This window comes from Metabacillus idriensis, from assembly GCF_009674765.1.
GTDB classification, from domain to species: Bacteria; Bacillota; Bacilli; order Bacillales; family Bacillaceae; genus Bacillus_P; species Bacillus_P idriensis.
This window is the reverse complement of the sequence record NZ_WKKF01000009.1, coordinates 41,704-65,549: the sequence shown is the minus strand read 5'-3', so window position 1 is coordinate 65,549 and position 23,846 is coordinate 41,704. Positions and strand designations below refer to the sequence as shown.

Sequence of the window (23,846 nt, the reverse complement as noted above, 5' to 3'; positions counted from 1 at the left end):
ACTAATTTTTCAAAGCATAATAGACCAATCATGGAAGCAGATATATTTAATGCAGAATTTTCATTTATTCGTTTACTGAATCAGTTGATGCAGACACGAGAAGAGATGGTGATTTAGAAGTGAAAAAATCTACCATTCTATCAATACCTTCCTTATATCGGGTATTGGAATATGAAAGACGTAACATTTTTGGAAGACCAAAGTCAGAACCTGGAACGGTAGCAACTTGTTTTGATTTCATTATTTGTTCTGCTAGTTCTAGACTCGACGAAATCCCATTTTCATCCATGTACTTTTCGCAGTCTAATGTAAAATAGAAACTTCCCTCTGCTGGCAGTGCACGGACAAGTGGGACGTTATTAAATTGTTCTATTGTATAGTCACGTCTGTCACGATAGAGTTCTACAAGTTTGTCAATTTCTTCTTGATGGCGTAAAGCCTCTATAGCTCCAAATTGCACAACTGGATCCGCAGTTAATAAAGTGTGATGTTGAATTACAGTCAGGGGTGTAACTAGCTCCTCAGGTACAATACAATAACCTACTCGTCGACTATACATACGATATCCTTTTGAAAAAGCATTCGTCGTTATAAATGTGGATTTTGTGTTTTGCAGTTCTAATACAGAAGTACTTCTCTTATCGAAACAAACATTCGCATAAATTTCGTCGTTGATAACAACGGCTTTGCCATCAATAATTTCGTCAATAGCGTATAGTTCCTCTTCAGTCAAAATATTTCCTAGTGGATTTCCTGGAGAATTAATGACAACAATTTTTGTTTTTTCATTGAAATTCTCTTTAAAAGAATCTAAATCCAACCTCAAAGTATCAGTATTAATATTGTAATAACGTACCTTAGCTCCTACCAATTGAGCACAAAAGTTATAAAGGGAGTAGTATGGATGAGGGAGAAGAATTTCATCTCCTTCTTTGGCCAGCAAGTAAAATAAGTTTCTAAAAAGAGCACTGGTTCCTACATTTATTACTACGTTGTTAGGGTTGATATCTAAATCATAAGCTTGCTTATAATCCTGGACTAAGGCTTCTCTCAGTTCAGGCAGACCTTGTGGAAAGACAAGTGAACTCTTTTCAAATGTATCCAAAGCATCTTTCATTGATTCAATAATTTCTTCATGTAAAGGTAATTCTGATTTTCCCAAGGTCATACGTATAACTTCTGTTGAACCATTCTGTTCATATTCATATGCCATTTGATCCAAAACGAACATTAAAAATCGGTTTTCGTAAAATTTAATATCTGATCTCAATTGCATTTATAATTCCTCCTTATAGTTGGACGCACTTTTCACAACTGTCTGAATAATTTTCTTAAACCTCTCTATCAAAGAATTCACATAGGTCGTTTCTAATAAGTTTGAATCCCAAGAAAATACACAGCCCCTACCACTGTTTTCTCTCACCAATGATAATTTTAAAAGTGAATTTTTAGCACGGTAGTGATGAATGTCAAGAATATCAAGCTCAGGTAAATTGGATGTCCAGTCTTCCTCTGCAAAAAGCACACTATATATAGAGGAATGTAATTCGTCATCTTCGAGTATACTTTGATTAAATAAATGATTGAAAGGATACATGCTCATTTGACTAAGTTCCCGAAAACTGTTTTTAACAGCGTTTAATAAATGATTAAAAGATGTCATATCTTCCATTGAAATCCTTAAAGGAATTGGGTAATTGACGCTCAGAGGCACTAACTGCTTACTATTCTCTTTAATCGGAAGATCTATGATACTTACTATTATTTCTTTAGAATTAGTTACTTGTTTTAATAGAAGAAAATAGCATGCCATAATAACTTCTACCAGACTTGAATTATTATTCTCAGCGAATTTCAACAGGTATCTTACCTCTTCATCTTTCAGAGAAAAATGATAAGAACTATTAATTTGATTACTATTTGTCTCTGTTGTCTGTTTAATTGGAAAGTTAACCTGCGGATAAGGTTTTAATAATGTTTTATTCCAATAATCATTTCGGTATTCAAAAGTTTCTTCTTTAACCATCTTATCTTGTCTAACTGCTGATTCGGGAATCGACAATGTTTTGTAACTTTTATAATTAACAACCTCACCTGTTGTTAATAAAGAATAGATGTTAAACAAATGTGACAAGAAATTGTTCATTTCCAGTAACTCTGAAATCAACGGATCAATAGTAATTATTAAATGATAGATATCACCTCCAATGTATACTAATCGTACTCGGTATAAAGATCCTTGATAAATATTAAAGGGATTGCTATATTCAGAAGCTATTATTTCAGACAATTCAATTCCCATATTCATGTCTTTTAAAGCTAAAAAAACATAGTCTATTGGAAGTTGTTCATGTATTTTTTGGTATAAAAATGAAGATTTTTTTTCAAAATTTGTTCTTAGAGAACTATCTAAGGATTGCATTTCTTTTAAGGCTTTAATGAGCTTGACTTGTTCTATCTTGCCTTGTACTTTTGCTTGGATAATACAATTATTTACTCTATCTCTGTTATTCCAAATGTAGTTTTGAAATGCAGATAGGGGATACAGATTTTCGTTTAGAGCTGTAATAGATTTGGATAAAACAGAATAACTTTGAGTAATTTTTTTCCTTTTCTCAAGTTCTTCCACATCTTTCGGTGTGAAAAAATTATATTCATCGATCTTCTTATTTGGTTCACTTACAATGAGTTTGATAAGTGAAACAAAATGATTTGCCATTTTAATAATCGTCTGTTTTTTAAACAACTGAGAATAATATTCAATTTTAAGGTTCAGTTCACCATTCGGCCGCTGAAAAATATCAAATTTCAAATCCATTGTTGAGCTTTCACTTTCCCAATCGATCATCTCTAAATTCAAATTTTGTATTTGCATTTGATTATTTTGAAACCCTTGATTGTGCAAAATTATCATGCTGTCAAATATCGGGTTTCGTGAAATATCTCTTTTTTTATCAAAAATTTCAACCATTTTTTCAAATGGAAATTCTTGATTATCAAAAGCTTTTACGGTCCGCTGTGAGACTTCATTTAAGAAATCTATAAACTTCTTTCTACCATCTGGAAAATTTCTCATAGGCAAATAATTAGTAAAAAGACCAATAGTATTCGCTGTTCCTGAATTTCGCCTGCCAGCAACAAGAGAACCAACGATAATATCCTCTTTTCCAGTATATTTATGAAGAAATATATTATAGATAGCTAAAAGTGTCATATACAACGTAGCTCCTTGCTTTTGACCAATTGCCTTAAGCTGATGTACTATTTCCTTTTCAATACTTAAAGAGTGAACACCTCCTTCAAAAGTCATTTTTGGTGGGCGTGGATAATCCGCAGGAATATCTAGTACCTGAAGATCTGTTTCTTTTTCTTGTCTTAATACTTCACGCCAAAATACTTCTTGATTTTGCATGACTTCACTGTTCAATAATTGGTTCTGCCAATTAGCAAAATCTTTGTATTGAATTATTAATGGAGTTAGTTGCTCCCCAGCATAGAGGGCGGCGAACTCTTTTAAGAGAACTTCCATTGAAACACCATCTGAAATAATGTGATGCATATCAAACATAAACAAGTGCTTGTTATCAGAGATAGGATCCTCAATTATCTTTTCGAGTCTAACTCGTAAAAGTGGGCCCTCATCTAACTTAAACGGACGAATAAATTTTTTAAATGAATCGTTTATATTTGATATGCCGGTTCCGCAATATTCAATTTCAAACTTCTTCATAGGAAGTACTGTCTGAACAATTTCCCCATTAACAATGTCAAAAACAGTCCTAAATGATTCATGACGTTCAACAAGCATATTGAAAACTCTTTCAAATCGTTTCAAGTCAATTTTTCCAGAGATAGTCGCTGAACCAGGCATATTATAGCTTAGGTTATCTTTTGACATTTGATTTAAAATAAATTGCCGACGCTGCGCGTTAGATACAGGATAAAAATCTTTAGCTTCAACTGATATGATCTCGCCCCTCTGGATATTTTTCATTTCTCCAAGTAAGACTGAGAGTTCTCGTATAGAAGGTTTTTCAAAGAATTCGGTAAGCGTTATTTTTGCATTGAATTCCTTTTCTATTCGAGTAATAAGGTCTGTCGCTAGTAATGAATCTCCACCCAGTTGAAAGAAATCAGCATAAACATCTATTTCTTCAAGACCCAACACATCACTCCATATGTATCCAATACGCAATTCAGTATCATTTAGATTATCCATAGAAGAGGAAAAGTTGTTTGCGTTATCGTTAGACTCTTGTCTGTCCTTTAATAAAAGAGTATTGGTTCTTTGAGCAGATGGTTCAATCCAAAAATGCTTTTTTTCCCAAGAATAAGTAGGAAGAGGGATTTTAACAAATGTTCCTGTTTGATACTGAGCAGACCAGCTGATTTTTTGGCCTTCAACATAGTTCTGAGCTAGTTTCTCCAGACTTTTTAAAGACGTATGACCGTGATAATGACTCCTATCCAATTCACCCGGGACCTCACCATCCACATTAAATAGTGAAGAAAAGATTCCTTGTTCCTCTAAGCGTGCACCGTTTTGATTGTTAAAGAAATCATATGTTAATTGAAGTTTTTTTAATAGTTCATCTAGGTTATAGACAGGTATAGCTAATCGATGCCTAAAATGTTCCCTACCTGTATTAAGAACGTAACAAATATCATCTATTTGATATTTATTGTTCCCTTTCAAAAATTCTATATATTTCCTAATCAAACGATGGAGAGCATTTTTAGTTTTAGCGGAGATTGTAAAAACTCTTCCCTGTGTTGATGTTGATACGGAATCAATTAATCGATTGTCTCGGTATTCTTCCAAAACCACATGACAATTGGTTCCACTAAGACCAAAAGAACTTACACCTGCCCTCAGTGGTAAATCACCTGACCTTTTCCACTTTGCTAGTTCTGTATTTATATAGACAGGAGATTGGTATAAATTCATTAAAGGGTTAGGATTGGTAAAGTGTAACGTTGGTGGAATCTGTTTGTTCTTAAGAGCTAGGATAGTTTTGATTAAGCCCGCCATACCTGAAGCTGAATCAAGGTGTCCAATATTGCTCTTAACTGACCCAAGACCACAAAACTGTTTATGATTAGTATGCTTGCGAAAGGCATTAGTAATGCCTTTCACTTCAATTGGATCACCTATCTTGGTCCCTGTACCATGAGCTTCTATATAAGAAATACTCTTAGGATCGACTCCTGCGTCCTTCCACGCTGCTAAAAGAACCTCTTCTTGAGCCAGCGCATTAGGAGAAGCAATTCCGTTTGAGGTTCCATCTTGGTTTACCGCACTACCCTTAATTATTGAATAAATACAATCGTTGTCTTTTATAGCTTGTTTAAGTGGTTTGATGAGAACAGCCCCACATCCCTCTCCCCATCCGGTACCATTAGCTTTAGCATCAAAGCTGCGTGATTTACCGTCTAAAGAACTTATGCCAAGGTTGCCCTCTTCTAATTCTCCAGGTAAAGAACCAATTGCCACTCCCCCAACGAGCGCCATTTCACAATCACCTGAGAAGATTCCTTTACACGCCAAATGTAGTGCTACCAATGATGAAGAACAAGCAGTTGCAACGCTTAAAGCTGGACCAGAAAGATTAAGAGCATATGAAAGACGGCTTGCAATGATAGGTGGAAAGTTCCCTACGAAAGCTGCTGGTGAATTGTCTTCAATTAATTCCCTGTACCTTGCTTCGCTAAATCCAGTATATATGCCTACCCTTGAGCCTTTGATACGTTCTCCTCCATAGCCTGCATCTTCAATAGCTTCATATCCAGTTTCCATAAAAATTCGTTGTTGGGGATCCATATATTTTGCTTCGCCAGGTAGTATGTTGAAAAACTCAGCATCGAAAGTTTCCACATCATTAAGATATCCTGCCGATATATAAGTTCCTTCTCGCTTTTTAGATAAATACTGTCGAACACGTTTCATACGTGACTCAGGAAATTCTCTAATTGCGTCATAACCGTTAACTAAGTTTGTCCAATACTCATCTTTATTGTTTGCTTGAGGAAAGCGACAAGCTACTCCAATTATTGCAATATCCTTATGGTTCTTCTCATTTTTTTCTGAATTTAATGTTAAAGAACTTTTTGAAGTAGATTGATACTGTTTGATGAGAGTAAATGCATTTTTCTCAGATATTTCACCCTTTGATACAAGTTTTAGTATATGTTCAACAAACTTATCGTTCATGTTTTTCAAATCCTTTCATTGCCTCTTCTATAGATATTGCATCCTCCTTTACACTTTTAATCAATCTTTTCAAATCATCGTCATTCTCATTTTCACTAATACCTATTGAATTAGTGAGTTCATTTTCATTTCTTTTAGATTCAATGAATGCTGCTAATTTATCAATCGTTCCATACGAGAACAAATCACCAGCCTCCAACTCTGCATCAACTCGATCATTAAGCAAATTTAGCACTTTTAAAATAAGTAGTGAGTCTCCGCCAATCTCAAAGAAATTATCATATACATTGATTTCTTCATATCCTAATACTTCTGCCCAAACTTGAGCTATTTTTCTTTCTAAATCAGATACGTTTTCAAGTTTTTTCCCTTTTAAAATCACATCTACTTTAGAGAATCCTCTTAAGTGATTAATATCCTGATCAGGCATCTTTGTCTCAATGATTTCAGTTTGTAAAATGTCATCTGCAATTTGAATTTTCATCATAGGAGCCCACTCAGCTAAGAGGTCCCTATTAAACTTTCCAATTGCAATTTGATCCATTTCATGTGTTAAACTCATGTCAAATGCTTCTAATGCTTCAGCTGGAGACATGTAAGCCATGCATCCAGGACCTGTCAATCCTTCCCACGCATACCAATTTATTGATAATGTGTTTTTCCCTTGCATGTTGCGATAAGCACTAAATACATCCATAAACACATTCGCAGCAGCATAGTCGCCTCCCCCAGCTCCTCCCCAAAGGGATGCGACTGAAGAATATAAAACAAAAAAGTCTAACTGTTCTTCCTCTAATAGTCTGTCCATAACTATTGTCCCATGAATCTTAGGCAAAAGGACTTTCCTAAAATCGTCAATCGATTGATTCGCTAGGGGTTTACTTGTCTCTCCAGAGGCTGCGGCACAATGAATGACTCCATTAATTTGTCCATATTTGTCTCGCACATCATCAAAAATGAAGTTCATTCGATTAAAATCACTGACATCCCCTTGATAATAATTTATTTCTGAACCATTACTTTCTATGTCTAAAAAAGCTTTTAGCTTGTGTGTTACTGATTCCTTAGATTTATTATGAGTATGTTGAATTATTAGTTTGGCCCACTCTGATCTGTTAGGTAATTCTGTTCTGTTAATAATCACTAGCTTAATAGGACATTTTTGTGCAAGATATTTACTTACCTCCAATCCTAATCCTCCAGCACCTCCGACGACAATATAAACCCCATTCTTCTGTATAGAAATGTCTTGACGAGGTGATTGATTAGGTTTGAATTGAATCATTTCTTGAACAAACCGTTGATCACGAATCCCAACCAAGTAATCTGTTTTATTTTCATTTATTTCATTTAAAATTGTTGTAGCTATCTGCTCAGAAGAATATTCATTTGTGTCAATATCTAGACCGAAGCATTGAATTTTTGGATGCTCCTGAGATATTACCTTCGCCAAACCAAAGATAGGTGCTTTTTCTGGAGATATAATGCTTTCATTTGAAATTTTATATGCAAGGTTCGATACTATACGTATATTTAGAATATCTTTTATTTCTTGGTGCAAAATAGCTTTGGTCAAATAATAGAGACTATAGACGCCCAGCTGCAAACAACGATCTACAGTTTCCGTGTTTACTATTTGACTCTCATTTATACAAGTCCACAGGTGAATAATTCCACAAATGCTAATATTGTTATTTTCTAAGTCAAGTAGCAGTTGTTTGTAATCTTCGTACGAATTCGGATTTATCAAGTAATGATTTTTATTAATTCTTTTATACTCAATGCCTTCCTCTACAATTATTACAGTATTGTTAGAGCGGCTAAGTCTATTATTTAGTTCATCACCAACTCCCAAGTGATCGTTGAAAATCAACCAAGATCCATTGGAGATAACACTGTTGTTATATATTAAATCTTTCTCTACCCAACTCACTTTGTACATCAAATCCTGAGGAGATTTTACGACACTCTTTTTATCCATTCTCCCTACAATCAAAGATGTCTCAGCTGTAACTTGGTTGTTCTTCTTTAAAGGAAAACTCTTAACTTCTTGGAAATGTTCGTTTAAAACTGACTCCCACTGATTAACAGGAATTAAAGGTAAATGCGTGCGTAAATCAGTATCTTCAAAAAGCCACCAACCTTCTGTCATACCCCAAACTAAATTTTCAGCAGGCTCATTGTGAACCTTCTCAATAATAAATAGTGCTCCATCATGTGATATGACTTTCTTTAACTGAGAGAGAGTTGTTCGTATATTTCGAGTAGCATGTATTACATTTAATCCTATAATGATGTCAAATTCGTCAGGAACAAAACCTTGTGAAAAAGGATCTTCTTCAATATTAAACTCTTTGTATTTTACAAATGGATATTGATTAAATTGTTTTTGAGCATCTAGTAATATGGAACGGCCAATATCTGTATAGTAGTACTCAACATCTTGGCCTGAAATCTCAGAAAATAAAACTCTACCAATAGTTCCAGATCCTGCACCAACCTCCAATATTTTTAATGGTTTTCCTTGATTTGCAAAGATATGTTGTTTTATAGCATTAATGGCCATACTCTCGTACAAATCTCCCCATGTTCTCCCTTTATTAAGAAAGCTTTTCAAGAAATTCGAAGTTCCATCAGGAAAAAGTACGCTTAGAGGTGATTTTTTTCCTGTTAAAACGTCGGGATAGTTATCTAAACAATATTTTAGAATTTTAAAGGTTCCGGAGAATTCAGGATATTCATTCAAATATTTGAATTCAGAAATTTCTCCATTTAAGTGATCCACATTTTCATTCAGCACGATTGCTTCATGTTGAACTTGAATATAACCATATTCTTGTAAGTAATTTAACAAGTAGTTGAAAAGTCGTTCATATTGAGGAATCACTCCAATTGCACTCATTATTTCTTCTTGGGTGTATGTACGATCCGTATTTATTAACATCCCAAACTTTTGAAAAAAATGAAATATTAAGTTTGCAGCAAATTGTTCAACAGATTTTTTATAACCTTCCGGTTGTTTAAATCCGCTTTCAACCAATATATTTTCACCCAGTGCAAAAACAGATTCGGTAATACTCCAAAAGTTACTAAGTTCCCCTTTTGCTTCCTTAGGAGTTAACTTATTTTTTGTTACCACGGTTGAATTTTCAATCCAGAATCTTTTCTCTTCAAAAGGATAAGTTGGAAGAGATATACGTCTATATTTTTGATCTGCATAGAGCTTTTTCCAATCTACTAGGTCACCTGCTATAAATGATTTTATTATTGCAGCAAATGAATCATTAGACTGCGTAGAATAATGAATTGTGTTAACTCCATCCTCACCTATGCGATTAAAATATATTCTTTGATTATGCAACTTACTAGAATCAACTACTGAGTCATTCATTTTCAACCAAATACCTAATTTTCCTCTAAGATTTTCCAAAGAGTTGGCAACAATGGCTAATCGGTGTAAATATTCTCCACGACTGATATTTGTGCAATAGCAAATATCATTTAAATCATTATTGGTTTTCCCAAGAAATTTTATATATTTTTCAACGTAGTTTAGTAGTCCTTCATGGGATTTAGCTGATAACACAAAAAGATATTCTTCCTTCATTGAAGGGGCTTCTGTTTTAGTGTGGTATTCTTCGAGTACCACGTGACAATTCGTACCACTCAATCCGAAAGAACTTACACCAGCTCTTCTAATACCACTCTCTGGTTGCCACTCCCTCAGCGCTCCATTTAAATAGATTGGAGAGTTAATAAAATCAATATGTGGGTTAGGGTTGTCAAAATGTAGCGATGCAGGGATTTGTTTCTTTGAAAGTGAGAGAACAGTCTTAATAAACCCTGCGATTCCAGCAGCTGAATCTAGATGTCCAATATTGGTTTTTACAGATCCTATAGCACAAAACTGTTTGCGTTCCGTATATCTTTTAAATGCATTTGAAATACCCTCAAATTCTATTGGGTCGCCTAGTCTTGTACCTGTCCCATGAGTTTCTATATAAGAAACTGTACTTGGGTCAATTCCAGCATGTCTCCATGCTTCTTCTATTACATTAGTCTGAGAAATAGCACTAGGAGCAGTAATTCCATTTGTACGTCCATCCGAGTTTGCTGCTGTACCCTTAATTACGGCATATATATGGTCTCCATCAGCAATTGCCTTTTCAAGAGATTTTAGCAATACAGAGCCGATTCCTTCTCCTCCCCCTGTACCATCAGCACTAGCGTCAAAGGATTTAGAACGACCATCAGGAGAGGCAATTCCCATTTCGTATACTGTTTGTTCCACGGCTGACATATATAGATTTACTCCACCAGCAATAGCAAGTTCACAATTCCCAGAATTAATTTCTCTCACAGCATGATGTATGGCCATTAGAGAAGATGAACATGCTGTATCAATCACTTCTGATGGGCCATGTAAGTTAAGAACATATGAGATCCTTCCAGCAATTACTGAATATAAATTTCCAGGTATGGCAGAGGGCTCTCCTTCTGGAACTAATTCATTGTATTTCGGTTTACCCGCACCTACAAAAACACCAGTTTTTGATTCGTATAGATCACTCTCTGAATAACCAGCATCTAAAATAGAATCCATGACTACTTGTAAAAACAAACGTTGCTGAGGATCCATCATTCTTGCTTCATTAGGTGATATACCAAAGAATTGTGAATCGAAACCGTCAATTTTTTCTAAGTATGCTGCTTGCGGAAACTTTACTTGATTTTCTTTCGCAACTGCTTCTTTACCTACAACATCACGAATCCTTTTTTCTGGAATGCTACGGATAGTATCTACATTTTGAGAAAGATTGTCCCAGAATTCATCACACCCATCTGCTAATGGAAAGCGACAGGACATGCCAATAACTGCTACATCACTATCTCGCATAACATTTATGTGGTCAGTGTTTGATTTCTTTTTTTGTGAATTGACTATTTTCCTATGATTTTGAATGAAAGATGCTTGTAGAGTAACAGAATGATAAGTGAATAAATCAGGTATTGATAGATTTAAATCAAAAGCTTTATTGATTGTACTTTGGAGGCGTAAAATGGTAAGTGAATTACCTCCTGCATCAAAAAAACTATCGTTTACACTAACGTCTTTTACACCTAATACTTTTGCCCATATTTCCACTAAGGTAGTTTCTACACCATTACGTGGAGAGACCATATCCCGATTAACTTTTTCACCAATTTTGTCTTTAGGCAAAGCGTTTTTATTGATTTTACCATTAGAGGTAACTGGCATCGCGTCAAGATAAACAAAATGAGACGGAATCATATAGCCTGGCAAGTGTTTTTTCAAGTAGTCTTTGAGTACCTTAGCATCAACTTTTTCCCCTTTATAATCTCCAACCTTATTTAAAGTATAAAATGCCACTAATTCAGTATTATTTTCAATTTCATGTTTAGTGACCACTACTTCTTTAATCCAAGGACTATTAGATAAAACAACTTCCACTTCACCTAACTCAATCCGCATCCCTCGTATTTTTATTTGTTGATCTTTCCTGCCAACAAATTCTAGATTTCCATTTGGTAGCCACCTTACCAAATCTCCAGTTTTATACAATTTTTCACTCTTATTACTAATAGCATTAGTCACAAAAGTCGTTTCCGTCAATTCACGATTATGCATGTAACCACGAGCTAGACCAGTTCCACCTATAAATAACTCTCCCATGACTCCAAATGGCAATAAACGATGTTGTGAATCTAATACATAAACCTGATAGTTTAGTAGCGGCTTCCCAATAGGCACCACTTGATTATTACAACTTTTAGAATCAAATTCATAAAGTGTTGTATTAATAGTAGCCTCAGTTGGTCCGTATATATTAATTAACTTCTCAATTTTCAGCTTTTGTTCTAACCTTTTAGCCAAATCGAAAGTAAATACTTCTCCGGCAAGAATTAGGTATTGAATCTGATGTTTCACTGAATCATTTTGCTCCAGTAATAATTCCATAAGTGATGGTACTGTGTTAATAACATTGATTTCAGAGGTTTGTATTAATTCCCAAAAGCTCTTAGGATCGGTTTTCACTCTATTTGGTACTAAATGAAGTGTTCCACCTGTAGACAATGGTAAGAAAACCTGCTGTATAGAAGGGTCAAATGTAAATGGTGCCATTAATATGTGGTTTTGAGTATCATCAAACGAGTAAAGTTGCGTTAAGCCTAATACTTGATTAACAATGTTTCTGTGCTCAATCATAACCCCTTTTGGTTTACCTGTTGAACCAGAAGTATATATTACATAAGCCAGATTATTTGGAAGGGAAGAGGGTATCAAATTTGTGTTATCACCTATATAAACATCAGGGTCTGAAATATTTATCATATTACCCTCAAAGGTGAATAAAGACAGATATTCTTTAGGGGAGAGTAATACATCTATTCCACTTTCAGTAAAAATTTGTAATACTCTATCTTTTGGAAATTCTGGATCTATTGGACAGTAGGCAGCTCCTGCTTTTAATATTGCTGAAATTGCAATAATGACTTCAACAGTTGGTTGAACTATCACCCCAATTACACACTCAGATCCAACGCCAACACTTTTTAGAGTTCTGGCAAGTTGATTCGCTTTTTCATTTAGCACTCTATAACTGATTTTTTTTTCATTTTCTACTACAGCTATCTTGTCTGGTGTTTTTTTAGCTTGTTCCTCAAGAAGTTGATGTAGCAACGAGACATTTGTTAGGTCTATGTTTGTTTGATTTAACTCAGTCAAAAGAAAATTTCGTTCATTTGGAGCAAGTAGATCCATTTTTTCTTCAGCAAGTTTAAATGGTATATTCTTATGAAACTCATCAAGACAGTATAGAAGATTTTCACTGAAGGATTTGACTATTGATTGAGAATAAACGAACGGATTGTATTCAAACCGCAGCTTCAAATTCCCTTCCTGATCTACTAATTTGATAACTAAGTTAAAACGCTCTAACTCCTTATCAACAATCTGCAACCTATCGTCTATACATGCAATTTGCCAAAGTTCATTTGATTCTCTTCCTAGTGAATTTTCGATAGTATTTATAATTTTATTGATCTGGATATCCTTATGATTAAAGGTAAGGGAGACTTCCTTTTTCATTGCTTCGTTAAGTTCTTTCCATGTTTTATCTCCCTGAGCTTGACACTTAAGAAAAAGAAGACCATCTTCATTATCATGCTTGTCATTCAACAACTTCGTAGTACCAAGTAAGATTTCTCCACCACCAGAATAGCGATAAAGTAACCCTGACACGGTAGTTAAAAACAAAATTAAACGACCTAATTTAGACCCATTGGAAATTCTATTAAATTCATTTGTAGTTTCAGTGGAAATTGGAACTTCAATAATCTCTCTATTAACTACTCTTTTTTCATGTCCCTTATATTCATTCTTTGGAAATACATCCCGTGGCAGATTACCAGATAATTTCTTTAACCAATATTCTTCGTTTATCTGAGATTTTAATTGAAAATGTGTGTCCATATGCCCCCCCTTACCCCCGAACCTGTATTAACGTAATTGAAGTTATTTAATATCGACAGTTACTTCCTAGATAAGGCATGTAACTTATATATTTGTTACTCTTCAAAACTTAGCGGATGAAATTAATAATTAAACTCAATCCCTAAAAGTTCGTTCATATTCTCTTCAATATTCGTCAGATTAAAATTTTCATCAATTAGTTGATCTCTGTCCACAATTAATCTTTTAAGTATTCCAACATAGCGTTCTTTAAGTAACTCCATTGTTGTTTTGTTAAAGTTTTTTTGTTGATAAACAAAATTCAGCTCTGTTTCCTCAAAATTGTTTATAGCGAGCACTAGAGGATAATTTGTTCTGCTATGACCTTTATATGATTCGAGCTTAAGCCCGTTGTTAACAGACACATTCAAAGGGTAGTTTTCAATTACTAAAAGTGTATCAAACAAAACCATAGTTGGATTTTGATTGGTAACAGTTTGAATATCTACTAACGGGACCGTCTCGTATGGTTGACGGCTTTTAGTTGAATGATGTACATCCAATAATAAGTCTATTACTTTTGTTGATCTGTCTAAGCGTATTCTCACAGGAACTGTGTTCATTAAGAGACCTACCATCCGTTCTATCCCTGGTAAATTACTTGAACGCCCAGAAACTGTAGTACCAAACACAATATCATCATGATCTATATATTTTTGTAATAAAATTCCCCATGCAGCACTAAAGATTGTCCCTATACTTACCCCCTCATCCTTAGCAACTTTTCGAATATCGTTCATAGTTGCCTGAGGGATAATATAATTTTCATTTGCGGTACCTTTAACATCAGTTTCCTTAATAAAGTTCGATATGTATAAGGGTTTATACTTATACCCCTTCAAATATTCTTCCCAAAACTCTACTCCAACTGATTTATCCTGATTATAAAGCCATTTCACATATTCCTTAAATGGAGGCTTAGCAACTTCCATTGGCGTCTCACCAGCGTGGAATGAAGAGTATGCTTGTAAAAATTCTTCCATTAATATACCATTGCTCCACCCATCAAACAGTATATGGTGGTTACTGACGACAATGGAGTGGCTATATTCCGTCAGCTTTAATATCATAATTCTAAACAATGGGCCTTCTCCCAAATCAAATCGTTCCATTCTATCCTTTTCAAGAAGTTGATCTGCTATTAAAGCTTTTTCCTGCTCTTGGAATGAGACAAGATCATGAAACACAAAAGATATTAAGCGATCTTTTAAGATAACTTGAACAGGATTGTTAATTTTCTCCCAACGAAAAATAGTCCTGAGCATTTCATTTTGTTGTATGGTCCATTTCCAAGCACTTAAACACGCGGACATATTAAAAGAACCTTTCAGTGAATAACTAAATTGTTCAAAATACTGATCTGATTCTGGGTTTTGAAGATAATGGTAAAGCATGCCCTCCTGCATGGATGTTAGCCCTAACACATCTTGCACGTTTGATTTAGAAATTGTATTATGTCCCATTAAGGTTAGTTACCTCCTTTCCTTCTAAACTTCTAAAAAATTTTAAATTGAAATCTTTCCGATACCATACGATAAATTATTATGGTCTTGATTAAGATATGCAGGTTCTTTACAGCCTTTAGGATCAATAATTTCTTTCGTACTACCATGATTTAATTTCAATTCATCCCAAAACAGTCCTACATCAAATCCCCTTCCCCAACTCTCAGGTCGAGAATTAATATCGTGGAATGCAATTACCCCTTCTGGAGCAACAAGATCTTTATACATGTTGAAATCCGATTTAACACCGCCATATGAGTGATCACCATCTATAAACAAAAGGTCAATCTTTCTATCGCCTAAAATCCTTATTAAATCTTGCTTTGTAGAATGATGGAAAGATCTATCTCTGATAAAGGCAAACTCTTGTTTAGGCTTACCAAAGCTTGAATAGAGTTTTATTTCATTTTCATCCTGACCACCACCATATGGTCCCCCCGGATAGTCTATGCTAACCAACAAAGCTTCCTCATCTGCTAATTGACTTAAGCAATAGAATACTCCTCCACTAGCTGTTCCTATTTCTACAACAGTCTTTGGTTTTTGACTTTCAATATCTACTAAAAAATTTCGGAGTTCATACTCATTCTGAATAGCTGGGAAAATAGGTACATTCTCAGATAGCCCTTCTAAAATAGTTCTCAAACGCCTAGCTTGTTGACTTTTAATATCTAAATCTTCATTTAATAGTATTTCAAATAGACCTGGGACCAATACTTTAGTTAAGATCCCTTCTATGATAGGTTCCTGTTTTTCACTATTTAACCATTCAGTTGGCATTTGAGGTAAACCAGAAGTCTCTGTCTCACCATTTTTAATTACGGATTTTAACTGTTCTGCTTGGTTTTGTGATATTATTATGCATCCAGGTTTCCAAGCATGCATTAATAAGAAATCACCTTTTAATTTAATATGATCCAATCCTAGCTTTCTTACCCAAGGCAAGTCATTATACCTTTTTTGAAGATAATGATTTAATGGACCAATCGGGAGTATTCGTAAATTATTATAAAGAGTATCCATATATCCTCCTAATTTCCATTTAATATTTTTCGTAAATATTGCCCCGTATAGGAATTTGCGTTTTTTGAAACCTCTTCAGGAGTTCCTGTAGCAACAATGTTACCACCATTTACTCCACCACCTGGACCTAGGTCGATAAGGTAATCTACTGTTTTAATAAGTTGTAAATTATGTTCAATTACGAGAACAGTATGTCCTTCGCCAACTAATTTTTGAAATATGTCTAGCAAGCGTTGAATGTCATCTAAATGTAAACCTGTAGTCGGTTCATCTAAGATATACAAATTACTTGAACCCGTTGTTAATTTACTTAATTCATAAACTAACTTAATACGTTGAGCCTCACCGCCAGATAAAGTCGTAGCCGATTGTCCCAACTTCATGTATCCAAGTCCCATTTGACTCATGAGATCTAATTTTGTGTAAATTTTAGGTTGATTTAAGAAAAATTGAGCTGCTTCTTTAATGCTCATATCTAAAACTTCTACTATGTTTTTTCCATTATAGGTAATGTTCAAAATTTCAGCGTTGTAACGCTTGCCATGACAAGACTCACAAATCATCTCGATATCAGGCATAAAGTGCATTTGCGTTACTATGATCCCAAGTCCCAAACATTCTTCACACCGACCACCTGGTGTATTGAAACTAAAGTGAGATTCCTTGTATTTCGATAATTGAGCTGCATCTGTTTTGGCAAAAAGACGTCTGATGATATTAAATATTCCGATATAAGTTGCCGGATTAGACCGAGGTGTTCTTCCTATAGACATTTGATCAATATAAATTACATCGTCAATGTTTTCTACACCTCTAACTTTCGAATTAGAATCCGACTTATATTGGCCTTCTTTTATGGATAATAACTCTTTATATATAACATCATTTACTAATGTGCTTTTTCCAGAACCTGAAACACCTGTAACCCCAACAAACCGCGCTAGTGGAATACGAATATTCAGATTCTTCAAGTTGTTTTTCTTTGCTCCTGTAATTTCTAGATAGTTGTCAGTGTTTTCAATCCCTCTTCTTTTAGAAGGAATTGAAATTCTTTTTTTTCCACTTAAATAATGCCCTGTCAATGAAGAGGGATTCCGCATCACTTCTTCAACTGTTCCTTGTGCTATTATTTCTCCTCCTTGGGAGCCTGCACCTGGTCCTATATCAATAAGATAATCCGCTTTTGAGATAATATCATCATCGTGCTCTACTACAATCAACGAATTACCTAAATCTCTTAACTTTGTCAGCATAGAAATCATCTTTTCACTATCTTTAGGATGCAACCCAACACTTGGTTCATCTAGAATATAAATTAACCCCATAAGTCCGGAGCCTAATTGAGTCGTTAATCGAATTCTCTGGGACTCTCCACCTGATAACATGTTCACCGGTCTATTTAAAGTTAAATATCCAAGTCCAATGTCATTCAAAAGAATTAATCGTTCCCTCATATTTTTCAATATAGGAATAGCTTTTGACGAATAGCTTTTAGAAACCTCATTATTAAATTGAATGCTATCCTCGCAAAATTCCACTAAGTTATTTACCGACATGTTGGTTAACTCATTAATCGTCAGACCGTTTATACGATATAAAAGCCTTTGAGCCTTGAGCCTTGTTCCTCCGCAATTAGGACAAGGACGTTCACGTATGACAGTTTTGTCCTCTTCTTTAATTGTGCTCATATCGTCTTTAGCATTGGAATTGAAGCGATCATAAATTAAATTGATTACTCCAGAAAATTTTTCATACATATCTTTTCCACCCTGCGAAGGGTTTTCAATTCTAATTTTTTTCCCGTTAGTACCATATAGAACCACATTCAGTAATTCAGTTGGTAGATCTTTTACAGCCGTATTTAGATCAAATTTATATTCTTTTGCAAGCCCCTCTAGAATTTTCCTATTCTTGTGAAATTTCTCAGTATCAAATTGCCACCCAATTATGTTTATTGCTCCTTCTGAAATGCTTCTATCTTTATTAGGAATAACAAGGTTTTTATCAACATAATACTGCGTTCCTAGTCCGGTACATGTAGTGCAAGCACCATATGGAGAATTATAAGAGAATTCACTAGCCGAAATTTCACTTACTAAGACATTACATGACTTACATGCAATTTCATGAAAAATAGTGCTATCACGTCCATCTGCTTTGATACTGATTAATCCCATACCTATTTCTAATGCTTTCTCAATTTTTGTTTTTATTATATTTTCATTTTGAGGTTTAATGGTGATATTACCCAAATGAGCCTGTATTGAGATATTCTTTTTTTTCTTAATATTAGTAAGTAAATCTAACGCTTCTTCTACTTGAAGGATTTGCTCATTTAAAACTACTTTATGAAACCCTTTTTGGTTCAAATTATTTAATATCACTGTTAAATCATCAAAAGATTCAGACAGAATTGGAGCCGATATATCTATCGAATATCCATATGGTAAATTCACGACGTAATCAATGATTTTCTTCTTAGATAGGACAGGCAATTCTTCTTTACAATATGGGCAGAAAGCTGAGCTTGCTCTTGAAAACAATAATCGTACATAAGAATATAAATCAGTAAGAGTACCGACTGTTGAACGTGAATTTTTTGATACCGTTTTTTGTTCGATAGCAATTGTTGGTGAAAGCCCTTCTATTAAATCTACTAAACTTTCACCTGGTTTTTTTAAACTCATCCTTTCATAGGATGACAATGAATCCATTAATCTTTTGCGGCCCTCTGAATATATAGTGTTAAAAACAAGCGATGATTTACCTGATCCGCTTACTCCTGTAAATATAACCAATTGATTACGAGGAATTTCTACTGTAATATTTTTTAGGTTGTGTTGTTTTGCGCCTTTAACATATATGTTATTTCGCATAAGAACCCACTTCTTGTTTTATTTTTTTACAAGGGTAAATTTTAGTAAGATACTTCAGGTACTATTTCCTTCAATTTCCCCATTTCCATCTTTAACATTCGATCAGCCACATGAAAATAATTGTCATCATGGGTAATAGCAAATACAATTTTCCCCTTCTCTTTCATCTCTGGTAAGAGTGTTTGGTAGAAAATTTTTCGGAATTCTGGGTCTTGATCAGCTGCCCACTCGTCGAATAAATAGATTGGTCGATCTTCTAAGTAACAGATTAACAAAGCTAATCGTTTTCTTTGACCAGTGGAAAGATTCACTGTACTGAATGAACCATCGTTTATCGTAACTTTCTCCTCAAGATGAAGTAACTTTAAATAACGATTAATCTCTTCTTGTTTCTCAGCACTATTAATTTCATACAATTTGTCAAACAAATGGAAATCAGAGAATACTGTTGAATAATACTCTCCTACAGCACTTGAATCGACACTTTTACCATTAATTGTTAAATAACCTTCTTCAGGTGGATATAAGCCAGTCATTAATTTCGCAAGTGTAGTTTTGCCGCTGCCGTTACCTCCAGTAATAAATATAATCTCGCCTTTTCGAGCAACAAAAGAAGTAGGTTCTATAACAAAGTTTTTTTCTACATCATTAAACTCAAATGTAAGGTTATGAAAACCAATTTCCTCAACAAACAAGTCAACTTCTGACAGATTATTCTTTATTGGCTCTTTCTCGTTCTCCATAGGAACTTCTTTAACAAATTCATTTATTCTTTTCCATGAAATTTTAATTTGCATTATTTCAGGAACTGCCTGTAATAGCCCATTAATAGGACCAATCAAGTATAAAAAGACAATAATAAACTTTATGAGTGTAAAGTCTTTAATATCTGGGAATACAGTTGGAAATAAGAAAGTCACAACACCCAAGATTAAAATAAGCAATGTTTCTCCAACTATTAATGAGTTTGTAAATTTAATCCTAGAAATAATACGCTTATCTCTATATTGTTTGCTACTGACTCGAACGTCCTCACTAAATTCTGCTTTCTTCTTGCCATGCATGCTTAGCTGCTTATAGCCTTTAAGCATTTCATCAATTAGTTTAAGATAAACGTTTTGTGTATCTCTGGCTTCTTCCCAATAACGATTAGCAGAAGAACTAACTATGCTATACAAAGCAGCTATGACTGCTATGACTGCTATTGAAAGTAAAGTTCCCCACATAGAAATAGTACCAAGATATACAAAACAACATATTACAGTTAATAAACTTGTGACAAACCCTACAACTACATTCGCTGAGTAACCAATTAGTTCTGTGTCGTTATTAAGAGTGGCAAATATTCTTCCGTTATCTATTCTTTCCAATTTATGAAAAGAAGATTTTAATATTCTATCAATTAATTCCATCCTCTTCTGATAGATTATGTTATAAGTAATTTTGACCAATTTACCTTCAATCAATCTTCGACCAAATATATAAATTGCCAAGGCTAAACCAAAGTAGTACAACAAATACCTAACAGGAATTTCACTTCCTATAGAAAAGTTAATAATGAATATAACAACTGCATTAGCTATACCACTTAACAAACTCATCATAACTAGTAATGGAATAGAATTTTTATTACTGTTTGTTGCAGGAAACAGTGTTGATAGTAAAAAGTATATACTACTCAATACTATAGCTAGTGAAACAGATATGGCAGCGATTAAGAAACTATAAGGTGACCAAACAATAGCCGTTGTCCATGAAACGCCTTGCATTGCTTCAGGAATAATATATAGACCATATACAAATGGGACTAAACAAATAAATAATATTAAGCCATGTAGCGTCTTTTTCAAATTTAAAGGTTCCCATATACGTTTTTTGCGAATGATATCTATTAAGCTAATAAATATTGCAAATAGCACTGCACAAGCATACCCGATTGCAAATAAAGCAATAATTGACCAAGCACTATCAGTACTTTGGTCAGGTTCATATGGAGATGTAGGTGTATTTTCGTATAATATATCTAGAATTCCATGCCCCGTTATGTATGTTAGTGTCGTTCCATTATTAGCTAAAACTCCCACTGCCAACTGGTCCTTTTTTCGGAAAACCATATAAGCTGAGTAATTTGGATTTAAACCAGATTTTGAAACTTCTCCCGTTCCAATTTGATAGTCAGCCCATCCCATTGCATATGATGAAAAGTCAAATTTGCTTGGTGGAACTGTCCTATCAGGTACATGAGTTTGCATTATTAACGGGCTTAAAGGCGACTGAAAACTACCCAATTGGTACTTTAACCATTTAGCTAGATCATTGCCATCCATTATGATGTAACCAGCAGGAAGATTCCCCCTAAAAACGGGAGCTTGATATTCTCTCGCTTGGAAAAAACCATTTTTATAACCCACTGCGAGGGTTTTTTCTACCTCAGAAGGGTATAAGGTAGTATTGTTGAGTCCTAAGGGTTTAAAAATATTCTTTTCCATATAATCTTCAAACAATTGACCAGTAACTTCTTGAATTACTGCTCCAACAATTGCATAATTTATCGTGGCATATTCAAATCGTTCACCCGGACGTTTATTTAATTCAACACCATTTACATTACGCACAACTTCTTCTAAAGCATTAGGTTCTTGGGATATAGGAATATTTGTGATGGTATACCATGGGAGGCCACTTGTGTGGTGCAGGAGTTGCCGAAGACTAATTTCAAAATTACTTCCCTTATATTTTGCATTAAACCCGGGGAAAAATTTAGATACAGGATCATCTAGTTCTAGGAGCCCATCTTGCTGGAGTTTCAACAAAGCAAGTCCAGTAAAAGCTTTTGAAGTAGATGCGATTTCAAAACTTGTCTCAGAAGTTACAGGAACTTTGTTCTTTTTATCAGCATATCCAAAACTTTTCGAATAAACTGTTTTGTCCCCTTCCACGATGACAACTGTCATTCCTGGAATGTTTCCTTTTTTCATGTTTTTTTGAATAAACTCTTCAATCCGTTTGATTTTTTGGTCGCTCGTTTGGGTAGCTGCACTAGTGTTAAGTGGGCTTAGTATAGCTGACAAAATTATAATTGTAAGTACAGCTAGTTTTCCACATTTTTTTAAAAACCTCATAATCCCACTCTCCAAATCATCTATATAATTTAATATTTTTATCTAAATTACACGGAAAATAATAATGACTATTCGAAATATTCAGTTTAAAACTACTGTAAAGTGGACTTAATAGATTAGATCTATGCTACCGTTCTAGAAAAATAGAATTCAGATGAAGTTTAGAAGAAGATCGTAAGGTCCCGTTCATTTTAGTACAAATATAGTAATTACTAAACAATTCTAAAACCAAACGCAAATTTTTACAATTTTAAACATATTTTACACTAATGGCATAGATAACACAAGGGAAGATCCTTTCCCCTCCGTATTATCTATATTTTTCAGAGATATTAATAGCGCATATACCATTATAAAAATAAAGACCAACCGTAGAAATCATTTATCTCATTAATAATTTCACCAATTAGTGATTCTTCTTGGGGTTTTCCTGGATCTGAATTTATCATGACTATTACACCTCTTTTTAAATTTGGATCAGCTATGAGAATACTTTGAAAACCAACACCCCACCCTTTAGAGACCATAGCTAGTTTGCCATTTTTTTGGGGGACAAAAATGCCGAGGCCTACAAACTTGTCACAACCAAAACCAGCCAGCATTTTACAAGCTGATTCTTGACAAAGAATAGAAGAATATTCTCCATTCCACGCCTTAATAATCTCTATGGTGATTATCGCCATTTCTGCAGGTGTGGACCATATTCCTGAGCCTGCTAAATTTGGATAATGAACTTGTTTTCCTTCTATAGGTAAGCCATTAGCAGTATGACCTACACCTATATCACACCTCTTAATATTCATTCTTTTTAAAATCTCATTATCACTATATTTCCAAAAGAAAGTTCTCCTTAAGCCTAGTGGCTTAAAAATGAGATGCTCCATTGCTACTGAAAATGTCTTTCCTGTTACATCTTCAATAATTTGTTCTATTATACAAAATCCTGCATCTGAGTATATAAATTCTGTTTCTGGTTCGTACTTAACATATAAGTTTTCAGAATTGTAACTAGTTTTACCAGCTAAGATATTTGCCAATGAAGGATATATATCATTTTTGTTAAATGCTTCAAAACTCCCATCTGGATCTATAAATCCTGATTGATGTGCCAATAAATTTAATAATGTTACTTTTTTCTTATCAGTAAAAGAATTCTCATTAACTTTCCATGATTTAAGGTATTTATTCACATCTTCTTCTAAGTTTACAATTCCATGCTGTGCGAGACGAAGGACACCAAGACATGAGACCATTTTACTAATGGAACAACCATTAAAGAGTGTATCCTTATTAACCTTTATTTTCGTACCTGATTCAACTACTCCCATACTAAAAGACCAATTTACACAACTGTCACTAAACGCAGAAATTCCAATACCTGGGATTCTGTGTTGTTTTAATCTTTTTTCCAGATTCAATTTCCGTTCGAATTGCCTCTCCAAAATTTATTCACTCCGCTCACATTTTATAATTTTTCATACATGTGGGTTATCTTTAAACCTTAATAATTATTTGTAATATTCAAATCATTCTTGATTGTTTTGATTGAATAAAGTAGCATCAATAATAATTAGC

The 23,846-nt window shown here is 34.2% G+C and carries 8 protein-coding genes; all 8 read right to left on the bottom strand.

Going from position 1 to position 23,846, the window contains the following annotated elements; genetic code table 11:
• Positions 1-64: 64 nt before the first annotated feature.
• The 8 genes from GJU41_RS19635 to GJU41_RS19600 all read right to left on the bottom strand — a co-directional run bounded on the left by GJU41_RS19635 (position 65) and on the right by GJU41_RS19600 (position 23,713).
• Positions 65-1,276, bottom strand: a complete 1,212-nt coding sequence (locus GJU41_RS19635) for a pyridoxal phosphate-dependent aminotransferase (RefSeq protein ID WP_154319319.1) — start codon at positions 1,274-1,276, stop codon at positions 65-67.
• On the bottom strand, positions 1,277-6,211 hold the full coding sequence (locus GJU41_RS19630) for a condensation domain-containing protein (protein WP_154319318.1): 4,935 nt from the start codon (positions 6,209-6,211) through the stop codon (positions 1,277-1,279).
• Positions 6,201-13,706, bottom strand: coding sequence for a non-ribosomal peptide synthetase (locus tag GJU41_RS19625; protein WP_154319317.1), 7,506 nt, complete (start codon positions 13,704-13,706; stop codon positions 6,201-6,203). Before GJU41_RS19625 ends, GJU41_RS19630 begins: the two co-directional genes overlap by 11 nt.
• A gap of 122 nt (positions 13,707-13,828) precedes the next feature.
• A complete protein-coding gene (locus tag GJU41_RS19620) occupies positions 13,829-15,208 on the bottom strand; it encodes a condensation domain-containing protein (protein WP_154319316.1) in 1,380 nt (459 codons plus the stop codon).
• 42 nt (positions 15,209-15,250) lie between these two features.
• Positions 15,251-16,273 (bottom strand): class I SAM-dependent methyltransferase, encoded by a 1,023-nt coding sequence (locus GJU41_RS19615; protein ID WP_154319315.1) that lies wholly within the window; start codon positions 16,271-16,273, stop codon positions 15,251-15,253.
• An 8-nt stretch (positions 16,274-16,281) separates the two neighbouring features.
• On the bottom strand, positions 16,282-19,149 hold the full coding sequence (gene uvrA, locus GJU41_RS19610; RefSeq protein ID WP_154319314.1) for an excinuclease ABC subunit UvrA: 2,868 nt from the start codon (positions 19,147-19,149) through the stop codon (positions 16,282-16,284).
• Positions 19,150-19,190: 41 nt separating this feature from the next.
• Positions 19,191-22,271: a cyclic peptide export ABC transporter gene (locus tag GJU41_RS19605; RefSeq protein ID WP_154319313.1), complete on the bottom strand. Its 3,081-nt coding sequence runs from the start codon at positions 22,269-22,271 to the stop codon at positions 19,191-19,193.
• 350 nt (positions 22,272-22,621) lie between these two features.
• Positions 22,622-23,713: a serine hydrolase domain-containing protein gene (locus GJU41_RS19600; protein WP_154319312.1), complete on the bottom strand. Its 1,092-nt coding sequence runs from the start codon at positions 23,711-23,713 to the stop codon at positions 22,622-22,624.
• Between the last annotated feature and the right edge of the window lie 133 nt (positions 23,714-23,846).

What these genes read in the sequence shown, in the direction of transcription:
- GJU41_RS19630 (WP_154319318.1), bottom strand. Translation starts at nt 6,211, where the DNA reads ATGAACGATAAGTTTGTTGAACATATACTAAAACTTGTATCAAAGGGT.
- GJU41_RS19615 (WP_154319315.1), bottom strand. Translation starts at nt 16,273, where the DNA reads ATGGATACTCTTTATAATAATTTACGAATACTCCCGATTGGTCCATTA.
- GJU41_RS19635 (WP_154319319.1), bottom strand. Translation starts at nt 1,276, where the DNA reads ATGCAATTGAGATCAGATATTAAATTTTACGAAAACCGATTTTTAATG.
- GJU41_RS19605 (WP_154319313.1), bottom strand. Translation starts at nt 22,271, where the DNA reads ATGAGGTTTTTAAAAAAATGTGGAAAACTAGCTGTACTTACAATTATA.
- GJU41_RS19625 (WP_154319317.1), bottom strand. Translation starts at nt 13,706, where the DNA reads ATGGACACACATTTTCAATTAAAATCTCAGATAAACGAAGAATATTGG.
- uvrA (WP_154319314.1), bottom strand. Translation starts at nt 19,149, where the DNA reads ATGCGAAATAACATATATGTTAAAGGCGCAAAACAACACAACCTAAAA.
- GJU41_RS19620 (WP_154319316.1), bottom strand. Translation starts at nt 15,208, where the DNA reads ATGGGACATAATACAATTTCTAAATCAAACGTGCAAGATGTGTTAGGG.